This is a genomic window from Acidithiobacillus ferrooxidans ATCC 23270 (assembly GCF_000021485.1).
GTDB lineage: Bacteria > Pseudomonadota > Gammaproteobacteria > Acidithiobacillales > Acidithiobacillaceae > Acidithiobacillus > Acidithiobacillus ferrooxidans.
This window is the reverse complement of the sequence record NC_011761.1, coordinates 1654566-1667709: the sequence shown is the minus strand read 5'-3', so window position 1 is coordinate 1667709 and position 13144 is coordinate 1654566. Positions and strand designations below refer to the sequence as shown.

The window sequence follows — 13144 nt, the reverse complement described above, 5'->3', positions numbered from 1 at the left end:
GTCACGGTTGTGGCCCCAGACCCATTTCCCGAGTCCATGCGAGGAGGACGGATGTTATAGGTCCGTCATGCCCGGGTAATTCGCGCCCCATGAAGTAGCGCACGGGCCAGACACCGATGAGACTGTTGCTGAAAAATATTTCGTCAGCATCCTGAAGCACCGTCAGTGGCCAGTGGCCCAAGCGGGTCGGCACGCCATGGGCCTGCAACCATGCCAGAATGGCGGCCCGCTGAACACCAGCGATGCCGCCGTTTTCCAGCTCCGGAGTATGGACAACACCAGTCATTACCCAAAACAGATTGGACATGATGCCCTCGCGCAACAGTCCCGACTGGTCCATCATGACCCCCTCGGCATATTCGGGGGCCAGGGCATCCCGGGCCATAACCTGGTTCAGGCGATTGAGAGATTTGACGCCGAGATACGGCGCGCCGGTGAGCAAGGCGACCTCGCAGGCTGCGGCGGAGATGCCGGGGTTCCAGTAGTGCGGGTTTCGCTCCGGCCACCGGGACAACCACAGATAGCGGCGGGGAGGGCCCGCGCCGGCGCTGCCGTACCCCGGCCCTGGTCCACGACCGAGGGTCAGTTTAAGGAGAAGGCGCGGCTGCGCCGGGATAGCATCCAGCGCCGTCCGTAAATCTTCGCGCCAGACTTCCGGATGAGGTGCCGGAATATTCAGAATGGTCGCGCCACGCTCGAGTCGCGCCAGATGCTCCTCCCAAAACAGGGGGACACCCCTGATCACTGCAATGGTTTCAAAAAGCCCGTCGCCGTAATGTAACGCACGGTCCAGGGTAGCATCGCACGCCCCCGCCACGAGGGGATCTCCATCCATGGTGGCGACAATCACCCCCAATTGGCGAATCAGTCGTGGAAGCGGCGGAAAACCAGAGAACTATTGGTGCCGCCGAATCCAAAGGAATTGCTTAAAGCAACTTCTACGGACGCTTTTCGTGCTTTGAGGGGCACATAATCCAGGTCACAGCCCTCGTCGGCCTGATCCAGATTGATCGTGGGCGGCAAAATGCCGTGATAAAGCGCGAGCGCCGTAAAAATGGCTTCGACCCCCCCCGCGGCACCCAGAAGATGACCTGTCATCGACTTGGTGGAGCTCATGGCCAATCGCTGTGCATGTTCGCCGAATACGGTATGTACCGCATCGGTCTCCGACCGATCTCCCAGCGGGGTAGATGTCCCGTGCGCGTTGATATAACCCACCATTTCGGGCGACACCGAGGCGTTACGCAGCGCGGCCTGCATGCAACGGACGGCCCCTTCCCCACCCGGGGCGGGCTGGGTCATATGGTAAGCATCGGAGCTCATGCCGTAGCCGGCCAACTCTGCGTAGATCCGTGCCCCACGACGCCGGGCAAATTCATACTCTTCGAGAATGAGAACACCCGCACCCTCGCCCAGCACGAAACCATCCCGATCCTTATCCCAGGGGCGGCTCGCCTTCTCAGGATCGGCGTTGCGCGTAGAGAGCGCCCGCGCCGCACAAAACCCACCCAACCCCAAAGGGCTGACGGCCGCCTCGGCACCACCGGCGATCATGACGTCGGCGTCGCCATACTCGATGAGCCGCGCCGCCTCGCCGATGGAATGTGTGCCGGTGGAACATGCCGTCGCCATGGCGATGTTGGGCCCTTTGGCCCCATACATAATGGAAACGTGCCCCGACACCATATTGACGATGCAACGTGGAATAAAGAAAGGCGAGATCCGGCGGGGGCCGCTTTCCGTGACGACCTGATGCTCGGATTCGATGCCCGGCAGACCACCGATACCACTGCCGATGGATACGCCCACCCGATCTGCAATATCTGCTCCGATCTGTAAACCAGAGTCTGCAACCGCTTCCATAGCCGCCACGAGGCCGTAATGGATAAATAAATCCATCTTGCGGGCTTCCTTGATCGGAATGTACTGACCAATATCGAAGCCACGGACTTCTCCTGCAATCTGGGAACTGTAGGAGGCAGGATCCAGTCGGGTCACCCGACCGATACCGCTGCGTCCCTGGGTTATCGAATTCCACGCCGCCGGGATACCCACACCGACGGGTGACACAATCCCCAAACCCGTAATCACTACACGTCTCTTCAAACGCCCGATCTCCTCATCGTCCCGGTCAGGAAATACTCAGGCATCCTTGGCTGGAATATGCGCAGACACATAGTCGATGGCCTGTTGCACGGTCGCAATCTTTTCCGCTTCTTCGTCGGGGATTTCACAATCGAATTCTTCTTCCAGCGCCATCACCAGCTCCACGGTATCCAGCGAGTCGGCACCCAGATCATCAACAAAGGACGCCTCATTGGTGACTTCGTCCTCATTAACGCCCAACTGCTCTACTACGACCTTCTTTACACGATCTGCCACATTATCCATTAGGAGAAGCTCCTCTGTCGGTGAAAAATTATTGTCGGCGAGATTGGACCACAGGGCATACAGTCCTGTAAAGCTACGAATGCATTACCCCATCCACATGCCACCATTGACATGCAGAATCTGTCCGGTTACGTAACCTGCTTCCGGGCTCGCCAAATAAGCGACTGCAGCAGCCACGTCGGCCACCGTCCCCAGCCTTCCCGCAGGAATCTGCTGCAGCAGAGTGTCGCGCTGCGCTTCATTCAGCCCTTCGGTCATGTCCGTGCTGATAAAGCCTGGTGCCACACAATTGACGGTCACCTGCCGGGCCGCCACCTCCCTCGCCATGGCCCGGGTGAAACCCGCGACCCCTGCCTTGGCGGCTGCATAATTCGTCTGCCCGGCATTCCCCATCACCCCGACTATCGAAGTAATGTTGATGATACGGCCAAAACGGGCTTTGAGCATATCGCGCACGCATAGCTTGCTCAAGCGGTATACCGCGCGCAGATTGGTCGCCATGACAGCATCCCAATCCTCATCCTTCATCCGCAGGAGCAGTTGATCCCGGGTGATTCCCGCATTGTTCACCAGAATGGCCGGCGCGCCATGGGATGCCTGTATCTGCGCGAGTACTGCGGACATGGCCGCGTCATCAGTCACGTCCAGTGCCATCCCGGCGCCGTGGATGCCCTGCGCCGCCAGATCGGCACTGATCCGTTCCGCACCGGCAGAGGTCGTTGCCGTGGCAACGACCCGCGCACCCTGTCTGCCGAGTACGTGCGCGATCTCCCGTCCGATGCCGCGGCTGCCACCTGTGACCAGGGCTAGCTGGCCCTCCAAAGATCCTGCCATCAGATCACCTCCAGGGCAGCCTTGAGGCTTTTGCCATCTTCGACGTGAAGCATGGTCAGGCTGGGCTCTATACGTTTCCCCAGGCCCGACAGTACGCGCCCCGGGCCCATTTCCACAAAGGTCATGGCTCCCTGCCGGGCGAGGTGGCGAATCGTGTCCGTCCAGCGCACCGGCGAATATAACTGCCTGGCAAGTACGGCACGGATGGAGTCTGGCGTGTTGTGGCTTTGCACATCGGCGTTATGTACCACCATCGCCCTAGGGCTACGGAACTGCACGGCTTCCAGCGCAGACTGGAAACGTTCAGCGGCCGGCTCCATCAGGCTGCAATGACTGGGCACGCTGACCGGAAGCAGGACAACACGTTTGGCCCCGGCCGCACGTGCCGACTCCACCAGCCGCTCGACGGCCGCCTGATGACCTGCAGCCACCACCTGTCCCGGCGCGTTGAAATTGGCCGCAGCCAGCACTTCACCCCTTGCCTCCTGAGCACAGAGCTGTTTCACCTCATCGTCGCCGAGGCCGATGATGGCTGCCATGGCACCCACCCCCTCCGGCACCGCTTCCTGCATCAGGCGGCCTCGTTCCGCGACCAGGCGTACAGCGTCCACAAAATCCACCGCATCCGCAACCACCAGAGCGGTATATTCTCCCAGGGAATGCCCGGCGACAAAATCGGGAAAGATGCCGCCTTCCTCTTCCCATACCCGATATACGGCATATCCGGCAGTCAGCATCACCGGCTGCGTCCAGCGGGTCTGGCTCAGTTTTTCGGTGGGCCCCTCCTGCGTGAGCCGCCACAGGTCCTCGCCCAACTGCGCGGAAGCTTCTTCAAAAACCTCTTTGACCAACGGATGACTGTTAGCCAGGTCGGCCAGCATATTCAAAGACTGCGAACCCTGACCCGGAAAAACAAAGGCGATAGAGCCGTGCAAGCGAACCTCCTCTCGATACAAATTGGTATGCAGGGCTTTCAGCCCCAACGCAGGAGTGCGGATCCCCAGGTAAAACCACCCCCGAATGCTTCCAGCAGAAGCCGTTGCCGCGGCTGAAAACAACCGCGTCGCGCTGCTTCATCCAAGGCTAAAGGTACCGAAGCCGCAGAAGTATTACCATGATGTTCCACCGTCGTCACCACCCGCTCCATAGGCAGGCCCAGCTTGTCGGCCGTTGCCTCGATAATGCGGATATTGGCCTGATGTGGAACCAGCCAGTCAATTTCTGCAGGTGTCAAGGCATTTGCCGCGAGCGTTTCCTGTACAATCTCACCCAGGGTACGCACCGCCACGCGGAATACTGCATTACCCTGCATGGCGATCCGTGTCTCCCCGCCGGGGACCTGCAGTAAGTCGGCATAAGCACCGTCGGCATGGATGTGTGTGGAGATAATACCGGGTTGGTCACCGGCACTGAGTACCACAGCCCCGGCGCCATCCCCAAAAAGAATACACGTCCCGCGATCCGTCCAGTCAACGATATGGGACATGCTCTCCACACCGACCACCAGCGCATGCCTAGCCCCACCGCTGCGAATGAAGCGATCGGCGGTTGCCAGCGCATAGATGAAGCCTGTGCAAACCGCCTGGATGTCGAAGGCCGGCGCCCCCCGGTTGCCCAGGCGGGCTTGCAGCAGGCAGGCGGTACTGGGGAATATCTGATCTGGAGTGGTCGTCGCCACGATAATCAGATCCAGATCTGCCGCGTTCAGACCTGCGTCGGCCAGCGCCTGGCGCGCAGCCGCTTCCGCCATGTCTACGGTCTTCTCGCCGGGAGCGGCGATATGCCGGGAGCGGATGCCGGTACGGGCGAATATCCAGGCATCACTGGTCTCTACCATCTGTTCCAGATCGCGGTTGCTGAGAATACGTTCCGGCAGATAGCCGCCAGTGGCGACAATACGGCTGTAAATAGGTTTCACGCGCTGTTTCGCACCGCCGGATCGAGATTCTCCTGGATCACTTCCGCAATACGCAGGGTCAGGCGGTGTTTGGCCTCAGTGATCGCCACTTTCACTGCGCAGGCAAAGGCAAAACGATCCGCATTTCCGTGGCTCTTGATGACGATCCCGTTCAATCCCAGCAGCGTGGCGCCGTTGTATTGACGGGAATCCAGGCGGCGACGCAGGCGTTGCAGAATGGGACGATTGATCAGATAAGCAATGCGCCCATACCAGCCATGGGTATAGCTGGCGCGCAGTTCGTGACTGATCATCGTTGCCAGTCCCTCTGAGGTCTTGAGCGCCACATTACCCACGAAGCCGTCACAAACCACCACATCCGCGACTCCCTTGTAAATATCTGAACCTTCTACATTGCCGATGAAATTCAGCCTGGCGGCACGCAACAGAAGTGCCGCCTCTTTGACCTGCTCATTGCCCTTGATCTCTTCAGAGCCGATGTTGAGCAGGGCGACGCGGGGCTTGGTCACACCCATGACCCGCTCAGCGAGTATCGAGCCCATTACCGCGAACTGCAGGAGATGTTCCGGGCGACAATCCACATTTGCACCCAGATCCAGTGCGAGGAAACGCCCTGTGGTCGTCGGCAGAAAAGCGGCAATGGCTGGCCGGTCAATTCCGGGAATGGTGCGAAGAAACACTTTTCCAAGTGCCATAAGGGCACCGGTGTTGCCTGCGCTGACTACAGCATCGGCATGCCCTTCCCGCACCAGACTGATGGCGACATGCATAGACGAGTCCCTTTTGCCCCTCAGGGCCTGGGACGGCGTCTCATCCATTGCCACCACCTGGCTGGCGTGGTGCACGACGACCTGATCCGATCCGTGGAGGTGTGCTTTCTCCAGCTCCGTCTGAAGGGAAACCGTATCACCGACCAGGTGAAATATGACATCGGGGTGATCCTCGAGCAGATCACGGATGGCAAGCACCACTGTCGACGGGCCGGAATCGCCACTCATGGCATCTACCGCAATATGCGGCATCGCGAAGTCTCCGGGACGCTCTGGCGCGGCAGCCTGGTCAGGCTTCGACCGCCTTCTTCACGATCTCGCGACCTTTATAGAAACCACATTCGGGGCATACATGATGGGGCAGTTTGGCTGCTCCGCAGTTGGCGCATACGGAACGGTTTACCGTTACCAAAAAATCGTGGGCGCGCCGCATATCACGACGTGAACGGGAAGTTTTACTTTGTGGAACGGCCATGACTCAATTCTCCAATCTGTATTCAAGATGTACTGCACTTCACTTTACAACCATTGACGGCTCAAGCCCGGTAACCGGACAAACACCCGACTTCCAATCCTCACAGCGCGGAATCATGGGCAGGGCTAACAGCACTTCGTCCTCCAGCCAGCTTTGCTGGGCGACAACCCCGTCTTCCGCAAGGACCACTTCCAGATCAGGGTCCAGCGCGATCACCGCAGACTCTTGCTCTGCCAATCCGCTGTGTACCATTACGGAAAGCTGCAAGGGCATAGCACCCATGCAGCGTTCGCAGCGGATTTCACCGCGCAACTCTATACGGCCATCGGCGGTAACCACCTGTCCCCTGCGGACCAGATCAAGACATACACGCACAGCCTGCACACTAGCCAGTGCCTCACCCAAGCGCAACCAGACGCGAAGATCGACATCGCCATCCAGCCGGTCACCATGGACAGACACCCGGGCAATCGGCAGGCTGGACGCTTTGGCGGAAAACATAAGCGCGGGATATTAGCGATCACCGCGCTGCAAGTAAAGACCTTGTCAGCCCTCCGTGCCTCTTCCTGATTTTAATGAATAGAACGCATCTTCCCTAATGGTCACCATGCGTCATTCCAGCCGCTGCCATTTCGGCGCCAAACAGAACGCTCGCCCAGGCCATGTACAACCAGAGGAGAAATACGGGAAAAGCGCCGAGTGCACCATATAGAGTTTCGAAGGTTGAAAATTGCAGGTAACCAGCCAGCACCATCTTTGAAATCTCAAACAGAATGGCTGTGGACACACCGCCGAGAAAAACATCCTGCCAGCGCGTGGGCGCTGAGGGCAGTATTTTGTAGAGTAGCCCCATCATCACTGTAACCACTAGAAAGGTGAGTACATGGCTCAGAACGGGGGGCAGAAGAGGAATATGCGCCAGGTAGACCAGCAGGGGTTGCAGGGGGCCCAAGAGAGGCAGAATGAGCGCGATACCGAGCGGACCGGCCACAAGCATCGCCATGTAACGCAAAATACGGCACCACAGGCAGGTCGGCGTGACCCCCCAGATGGCGTTAAAATGCCGCTCCACCGCATGCAGCAGCAAAATCGCGGTGATGCCCAATCCCAGCAACCCAAACAAACCCATTTGCGCGCCACGCGCCGCGATGCTGTTTACCTGACGCAGAATCGCCCCTCCAGTTTGGGGGACAAAACTGCGTAAAACCAGATCATCAACCTGAGCGCGGTGGAGCAGACTGAATCCTACCAGGTTCCACAGGCTGAATCCGAGCACCGCCAAAGGTATCAGGCCAAAAAGCGTGGTATACGCCAGCAACCCCGCGCGGTCGATACAGTCATCGTTCCAGAAACCGTGCCATGCTCTGAATATCCGGTAGAACATACGCTGCCAGCAACCGTTTTGCTCTGCGGGGACCGGGTGCAGCGCTTGATTCTTCTGACGAAAGCACCGGCGCACGGGCATTTTCCTCGCTGTCATGGCTTCTCTGCACCCAGGCAAAGGCGTATGAAAGGAATGGTCACTTCCCGCTGATGCTCCCAGCTTCCGGCGTCCAGTATAGTTAACAAGCCATCCAGTGTACGGGGATCGCGAGCATGATGACGTAACAGATAATGCGCTGCCTCTACACCTATCTGCAGACCCCGGCGCTGCGCCATTTCCTGCAGAATAGCCATTCTTTCCGTGTCATCGGGCAGACGCAGTGCGACTTGCAGGCAGGCGCTCGCCCTGCTGGCCCAGTCGGGAAGCGCCCAGTCCAAGAACCGGGGTGCCGCCCGACCGGCAAGGAGCATCGGCCGCCCGTTACTCATGCGCTCATTGTACAGGTCGAATAAAAAAGTTTCCTTATCGCGCTGACCTGCCCAGACCTCGATATTATCCAGACACAACAGGGGCGCCGCTACGAGGCTGGAGAACCCCTCCAAATCCTTTATCCTGTTGAATAGCTGAGGGACATCTCCACAATCCATATACGGGGTCCAGCCGGCAAGTGCCGAAGCCGCCCCCAGCAGCAAATGACTTTTACCGACTCCGCCCGGGCCATAAAGGTAGAGACATAGGCCCTGTGGTTCAGCCACCAGCTTCAACACTGCGTGCAGTGCCGCCGCGTTGGGACAGGGGTAATATCCCTCCAGTGTTGCGGGCGCCTGCACACCCAAGGGGAGAATGCGCTGTCGGTTCCCCATCATGATTGGCCGGAAGCCCTGTCCTGGGCAATGGCCTTGCGACTCCAGACCCAGACATATTGCCCCCCCGATGCAACGGCCGTAACGAATACCAGGATAAAAACCGGCAGCAGCGGCATCTGCCAGCGGCTGGACGCCTCTAACAGCACTAGCACAATGACGACGAATTGTAACGCGGTGTTCCATTTCGACAGCAGCGTCGGGTGGATACTGAATTTTCCGATCAACAGCAGGTAGAGCAGACCGCCACCGACGATCAACAGGTCCCGGGAGATAACGGCGACTGTCAGCCACAACGGAATGCGCTGCAACCAGGTCAGCGTGATAACCGTCGTGACTACAAGTAATTTATCCGCCACCGGGTCGAGAACGGCACCCAGACGGGTCTGGAGATGGTAATGGCGGGCTATCCAGCCATCCAACGCGTCGGTAATCGCCGCTGCGAAAAAAATGACCAATGCCACGGCAAAAAATCCCCTCGCCAGTGCATAGAAAATTACAGGCACCAGAAAGAGCCGCAGCAAGGTCAACAGGTTCGGAAGGTTCATGACCGTGAAGCTAGGCAAGGGGGCGGCGGCTGTCAAGAATAATCGGGGGCAATACAGGTGCAAACGACTGGCAGGTCATTTGCAGACGGAACGCCCACTGACTACAATCAGGGCAGTATTGGTTCAGTTCTAAACTTGAAATCAGGAGAATGACGAATGTCCGAATATAGCGTGCGCGAAGAATTGAAGCCCAGCGGCCTGGATGGCATCTCCGATGCCCAAATTACGGATCACTGGGGCCTTTATGTAGGTTATGTCAACCAGAGCAATGCGTTGCACAAAGAGCTTGCAGAAATGCGGGCGGCGGGTAAAACCAGTTCCCTCGCCTATGCAGATCGCCGCAGGCGCTTTGGCTTTGAGTATAACGGCATGGTTTTACATGAGTATTATTTTGCGCAACTGAAGCCGGGCAGCAGTATCGATCAGGCACCCGGCTTCAAGGCAGCGGTCACGGAACAGTTTGGCAGCGCTGAGGTATGGCACGAAGATCTGGTGTCTGCGGCCAAGAGCCGGAGCGTGGGTTGGGCCATCGCTTATTATGATGGTACTACCGGTCAGATCAACAACCACTTCGTTCAACTCCACGAAGACGGTAACGTGGGTGGTTTCGTGCCGCTGGTTATCGTCGATGTCTTCGAGCACGCCTATATGGTGGACTGGAAGGCACTTGGCCGCGCGGATTACCTGGCAGCCGTTCACAAAAACATGAACTGGGGCGTGGTGGAAGCGCGCTTCCAGGCAGCCCGAAGTGGTCAGATTTTCAAGCGCTTCTGACCACCGGCAGGAACCCGGTCCGAAAAGAGCGGTTCGCCGCTCTTTTTTATTGGGTCGCGCCTGGGGTGAGGATTCCCCGCCTCTGCCTTTGACAGGCGCCAGATGCCCTCATACCATGAGCCAAACCCCATTGAGGAAGTCACCGTGGACACCCCAAAACCTTTGACCTATCGCAGTGCTGGAGTGAATATCGACGCTGGCAACACATTGGTGGACCGTATCAAACCTCTTGCCAGAAGTACCCACCGCCCCGGTGTACTGGGCGGTATCGGTGGTTTCGGCGGATTATTCGCCCTGCCCGGCGGTTATCGTGAACCGGTATTGGTGTCGGGTACCGATGGGGTGGGTACCAAGCTGTTGCTGGCCTTGGAAGCCAACCGACATGATCATATCGGTATCGATCTGGTCGCCATGTGTGTCAACGATATCCTTGTTTCCGGTGCCGAACCCCTCTGGTTTCTCGATTATTATGCCTGCGGGCAGTTGGACAATGCCGTGGCTGAAGCGGTCATTTCCGGGGTGGCTGAAGGCTGCCGCCAGGCTGGCTGCGCGCTGCTGGGCGGCGAAACGGCGGAAATGCCCGGCATGTACCCGGCCGGACATTATGATCTTGCGGGCTTTGCGGTGGGTATCGTCGAGAAGTCCGCCATTCTGACGGGTGCCGATTGCGAGGAAGGCGATGCGGTAATCGGCATCGCGTCGTCCGGGCCACACAGTAATGGTTATTCACTGATTCGGGAAATACTGGTACGCAGCGGTGCCCACGCCCATGTCCAGATCAATGGTGAACCGCTGGTGGATCTGCTGTTACAGCCGACCCGGATCTATGTCAAGGCCATTCAGGCGTTGCATCAGGCAGTTACCATACGCGCCCTCTCCCACATCACCGGCGGCGGACTGGTGGAAAATCTGCCCCGTTCACTGCCTGCGGCGCTTGCCGCCCATATCGACCCCAAAACCTGGCAAATGCCGCCCATTTTTCAATGGTTGCAGGAACAGGGACAGGTCTCCACGGAGGAGATGCGACGGGTCTTCAACATTGGTATCGGCATGGTAGCGATCGTACCCTGGAACTCCAGGCAGACGGCGATAGAGTCTTTGGCAGAGCATGGCGAGCAGGCCTTCGTTGCCGGGCAGCTGGTGCCACGCCGGGACGGTGAGGGAGTACGTTTTCTTGACTAAAAGGCTGGTGATCCTGGTTTCCGGCCGGGGAAGCAATCTCCAAAGCATCCTTGCAGCTTGCCGTAGCGGGCAGATACCGGACACCCAGGTCGTTGCCGTCATCAGTAACCGTCCAGCCGCCGGCGCGCTGGAGTTGGCGGTGCTGGCAGGCATTCCCGCCCTTACGGTCGACCATCGCGACTATGGAGCCCGGGTGGATTTCGATGCCGCACTGCAAAGACGGATTGACGACTACGCCCCGGATGTAGTGGCATTGGCGGGATTCATGCGTCAACTCACGCCCGCCTTCGTTCAGCATTACGAGGGCAGGATGCTGAATGTTCATCCTTCCCTTCTTCCTGCCTTTCCCGGCCTGCATACCCATGCCCGGGCGCTGGAGCAGGGTGTGTTATGGCATGGTGCCAGCGTCCATTTTGTGACATCCGCACTAGATGCCGGTCCGGCCATCATTCAGGCAGCGGTAGCCGTACTGCCGGAAGACGACGAGCAATCTCTTGCTGCCCGCGTGCTTGATGCGGAGCATCGTATTTATCCGCAGGCGCTGGCGTGGTTGCTGGCCGGCCGGGTAGCTTACGCCGCAGGGCGCGCCCAGTGGCGAGATCCGCCAGAGACGGCCATGCGCGAGGCCATTGCCCCTTCTCTAGAGATGTAATGGATGCCTCCCCCTACAGGACCGGCAGCGGGGTGCTTCAGAAGGGAGTCCCCGCTTGATCCGGACGGCATCAAGGTGCCAAGGTGGAAATTTATCCACGTAAAGGACAAGGAGGACTCGTCATGCAGGTTACAACATACGGATTGGATTTGGCAAAAAGGGTCATGCAACTGCACTGGGTAAACCTGGAGACCGGCGAGATTCACCGCAAACAGTTGAAGCGCCGTGCACTCCTGGAGTTTTTCGCCAACCGCCAACCGGGAATCGTGGCGATGGAGGCTTGCGGTAGCGCCCACTATTGGGGACGGGAATTGCGTAAGCTGGGGCATGAGGTCCGCTTGATTGCTGCCCAGTTTGTGCGTCCCTTCGTGAAGACCAACAAGAACGATGCGGCCGATGCGGCAGCGATCTGGGAAGCCGTACAGCGGCCTGATATGCGCTTCGTGGCGGTCAAGAGTGAGGAACAGCAATCCGTTCTGTCGCTGCACCGTATGCGGGAGCAATTGATCAAGATGCGCACTATGCAGGTGAACCAGATCCGGGGCCTGCTCTACGAATTTGGTGCTGATCTGCCGCAGGGCCGCCAGCGGGGGCTGAAAGAGGTTCCTGATGCTTTGGCCGACCTGGAAAAATCGATATCGCCCATGCTGCGGGACACGGTTCGTCAGCAATTAAAACGTCTTGAAGAGATGGACAAGGATATTGCGGATATCGAAAAGCGTTTGACGCTGTGGAAGAAAGGCCAAGAGGCCGTGACTCGATTGATGGCTATCCCCGGCGTGGGGCTACTTACGGCAACTGCCATTATCGCCACCGTGGGAGATATGAAGTCCTTTCGTTCAGGACGGGAGTTTGCGGCGTTTCTGGGGCTGGTTCCCCGCCAGAGTGGGACCGGTGGCAAGGTCCGATTACTGGGGATCAGCAAACGGGGGGATACCTATCTCCGAACATTGCTGACCCATGGAGCCAGGGCGGTGGTGAACTTCCAGATCAAGAATCGGAATCCCTGGATTGACAAACTGCTCAGTCGGCGACCCCATAATGTGGTGGTCGTGGCACAGTCCAACAAGATGGCGCGAACCATCTGGGCGCTGCTGGTGAAAAACACAGAATATGTGGCCAATCACGCTAGGAATGCGGCCGCCCTATAGTAACAGTTACAGGATTGTTGACGTTCAGCAAAAGGAGTTGCGCAGGCGGTACACGATTGATGGCAAAACAGGTCAGACCGCAGGAAAGGGAACCTGGAAGCTCTCTGTCCTAATAAGGACGCTTTAGAGATGAGGACTTTCCTGGCGGATTTCATCAGGGCCAGCAGGCTTAATGTCCTGCATCAAAGGCCGGATATAAGACTGCAACCCGACCTCAACATGTCAGACATCGCAATCCTCTTGCACACATGGAGGCATCCAT

The 13144-nt window shown here is 58.3% G+C and carries 16 protein-coding genes; 4 read left to right on the top strand and 12 right to left on the bottom strand.

The window, feature by feature from the left end; translation table 11 throughout:
* Nucleotide 1: 1 nt before the first annotated feature.
* The 12 genes from pabC to AFE_RS08790 all read right to left on the bottom strand — a co-directional run bounded on the left by pabC (nt 2) and on the right by AFE_RS08790 (nt 9123).
* Nucleotides 2–835: an aminodeoxychorismate lyase gene (pabC, locus tag AFE_RS08845; protein WP_012536835.1), complete on the bottom strand. Its 834-nt coding sequence runs from the start codon at nt 833–835 to the stop codon at nt 2–4.
* 29 nt (nt 836–864) lie between these two features.
* Entirely contained in the window at nt 865–2106 is a 1242-nt protein-coding gene (fabF, locus tag AFE_RS08840) for a beta-ketoacyl-ACP synthase II (protein WP_012536834.1), read from the bottom strand.
* Nucleotides 2107–2142: 36 nt separating this feature from the next.
* A complete protein-coding gene (acpP, locus tag AFE_RS08835) occupies nt 2143–2391 on the bottom strand; it encodes an acyl carrier protein (protein ID WP_009561355.1) in 249 nt (82 codons plus the stop codon).
* Nucleotides 2392–2475: 84 nt separating this feature from the next.
* On the bottom strand, nt 2476–3225 hold the full coding sequence (fabG, locus tag AFE_RS08830) for a 3-oxoacyl-ACP reductase FabG (RefSeq protein ID WP_009561353.1): 750 nt from the start codon (nt 3223–3225) through the stop codon (nt 2476–2478).
* Nucleotides 3225–4160, bottom strand: a complete 936-nt coding sequence (fabD, locus tag AFE_RS08825; protein WP_012536833.1) for an ACP S-malonyltransferase — start codon at nt 4158–4160, stop codon at nt 3225–3227. The genes fabG and fabD overlap by 1 nt, the downstream gene beginning before the upstream one ends.
* A 38-nt stretch (nt 4161–4198) precedes the next feature.
* Complete coding sequence (locus tag AFE_RS08820; protein WP_009566797.1) at nt 4199–5143, bottom strand: beta-ketoacyl-ACP synthase III; 945 nt, start codon at nt 5141–5143, stop codon at nt 4199–4201.
* Nucleotides 5140–6165, bottom strand: a complete 1026-nt coding sequence (plsX, locus tag AFE_RS08815) for a phosphate acyltransferase PlsX (RefSeq protein ID WP_009566798.1) — start codon at nt 6163–6165, stop codon at nt 5140–5142. The genes AFE_RS08820 and plsX overlap by 4 nt, the downstream gene beginning before the upstream one ends.
* 37 nt (nt 6166–6202) lie before the next feature.
* Nucleotides 6203–6388 (bottom strand): 50S ribosomal protein L32, encoded by a 186-nt coding sequence (rpmF, locus tag AFE_RS08810; protein ID WP_012536832.1) that lies wholly within the window; start codon nt 6386–6388, stop codon nt 6203–6205.
* Nucleotides 6389–6427: 39 nt separating this feature from the next.
* Nucleotides 6428–6889: a YceD family protein gene (locus tag AFE_RS08805; RefSeq protein WP_012536831.1), complete on the bottom strand. Its 462-nt coding sequence runs from the start codon at nt 6887–6889 to the stop codon at nt 6428–6430.
* Between the two features lie 94 nt (nt 6890–6983).
* Entirely contained in the window at nt 6984–7868 is an 885-nt protein-coding gene (locus AFE_RS08800; protein WP_012536830.1) for a YihY/virulence factor BrkB family protein, read from the bottom strand.
* Nucleotides 7865–8578: a DnaA regulatory inactivator Hda gene (hda, locus tag AFE_RS08795; RefSeq protein ID WP_012536829.1), complete on the bottom strand. Its 714-nt coding sequence runs from the start codon at nt 8576–8578 to the stop codon at nt 7865–7867. The genes AFE_RS08800 and hda overlap by 4 nt, the downstream gene beginning before the upstream one ends.
* Nucleotides 8575–9123 (bottom strand): CDP-alcohol phosphatidyltransferase family protein, encoded by a 549-nt coding sequence (locus tag AFE_RS08790; protein WP_012536828.1) that lies wholly within the window; start codon nt 9121–9123, stop codon nt 8575–8577. Before AFE_RS08790 ends, hda begins: the two co-directional genes overlap by 4 nt.
* A 156-nt stretch (nt 9124–9279) precedes the next feature.
* On the opposite strand from AFE_RS08790, the gene AFE_RS08785 reads away from it, so the two are divergent.
* The 4 genes from AFE_RS08785 (at nt 9280) to AFE_RS08770 (ending at nt 12882) form a co-directional block, all read left to right on the top strand.
* On the top strand, nt 9280–9897 hold the full coding sequence (locus AFE_RS08785; RefSeq protein WP_009566995.1) for a superoxide dismutase: 618 nt from the start codon (nt 9280–9282) through the stop codon (nt 9895–9897).
* 144 nt (nt 9898–10041) lie between these two features.
* The gene (gene purM / locus AFE_RS08780) at nt 10042–11079 is read left to right on the top strand and encodes a phosphoribosylformylglycinamidine cyclo-ligase (RefSeq protein ID WP_012607261.1); all 1038 of its coding nucleotides are present in this window, start codon (nt 10042–10044) and stop codon (nt 11077–11079) included.
* A complete protein-coding gene (purN, locus tag AFE_RS08775) occupies nt 11072–11731 on the top strand; it encodes a phosphoribosylglycinamide formyltransferase (protein WP_012536827.1) in 660 nt (219 codons plus the stop codon). Before purM ends, purN begins: the two co-directional genes overlap by 8 nt.
* Before the next feature lie 122 nt (nt 11732–11853).
* Nucleotides 11854–12882, top strand: coding sequence for an IS110-like element ISAfe1 family transposase (locus AFE_RS08770; protein WP_012536826.1), 1029 nt, complete (start codon nt 11854–11856; stop codon nt 12880–12882).
* The last annotated feature ends 262 nt before the right edge of the window (nt 12883–13144 follow it).

Excerpts from the sequence above, each read along its gene's own strand:
- rpmF (WP_012536832.1), bottom strand. The coding sequence starts at position 6,388 with ATGGCCGTTCCACAAAGTAAAACTTCCCGTTCACGTCGTGATATGCGG.
- fabG (WP_009561353.1), bottom strand. The coding sequence starts at position 3,225 with ATGGCAGGATCTTTGGAGGGCCAGCTAGCCCTGGTCACAGGTGGCAGC.
- AFE_RS08805 (WP_012536831.1), bottom strand. The coding sequence starts at position 6,889 with ATGTTTTCCGCCAAAGCGTCCAGCCTGCCGATTGCCCGGGTGTCTGTC.
- AFE_RS08770 (WP_012536826.1), top strand. The coding sequence starts at position 11,854 with ATGCAGGTTACAACATACGGATTGGATTTGGCAAAAAGGGTCATGCAA.
- AFE_RS08785 (WP_009566995.1), top strand. The coding sequence starts at position 9,280 with ATGTCCGAATATAGCGTGCGCGAAGAATTGAAGCCCAGCGGCCTGGAT.
- hda (WP_012536829.1), bottom strand. The coding sequence starts at position 8,578 with ATGATGGGGAACCGACAGCGCATTCTCCCCTTGGGTGTGCAGGCGCCC.
- AFE_RS08790 (WP_012536828.1), bottom strand. The coding sequence starts at position 9,123 with ATGAACCTTCCGAACCTGTTGACCTTGCTGCGGCTCTTTCTGGTGCCT.
- AFE_RS08800 (WP_012536830.1), bottom strand. The coding sequence starts at position 7,868 with ATGACAGCGAGGAAAATGCCCGTGCGCCGGTGCTTTCGTCAGAAGAAT.
- acpP (WP_009561355.1), bottom strand. The coding sequence starts at position 2,391 with ATGGATAATGTGGCAGATCGTGTAAAGAAGGTCGTAGTAGAGCAGTTG.
- pabC (WP_012536835.1), bottom strand. The coding sequence starts at position 835 with ATGGATGGAGATCCCCTCGTGGCGGGGGCGTGCGATGCTACCCTGGAC.
- plsX (WP_009566798.1), bottom strand. The coding sequence starts at position 6,165 with ATGCCGCATATTGCGGTAGATGCCATGAGTGGCGATTCCGGCCCGTCG.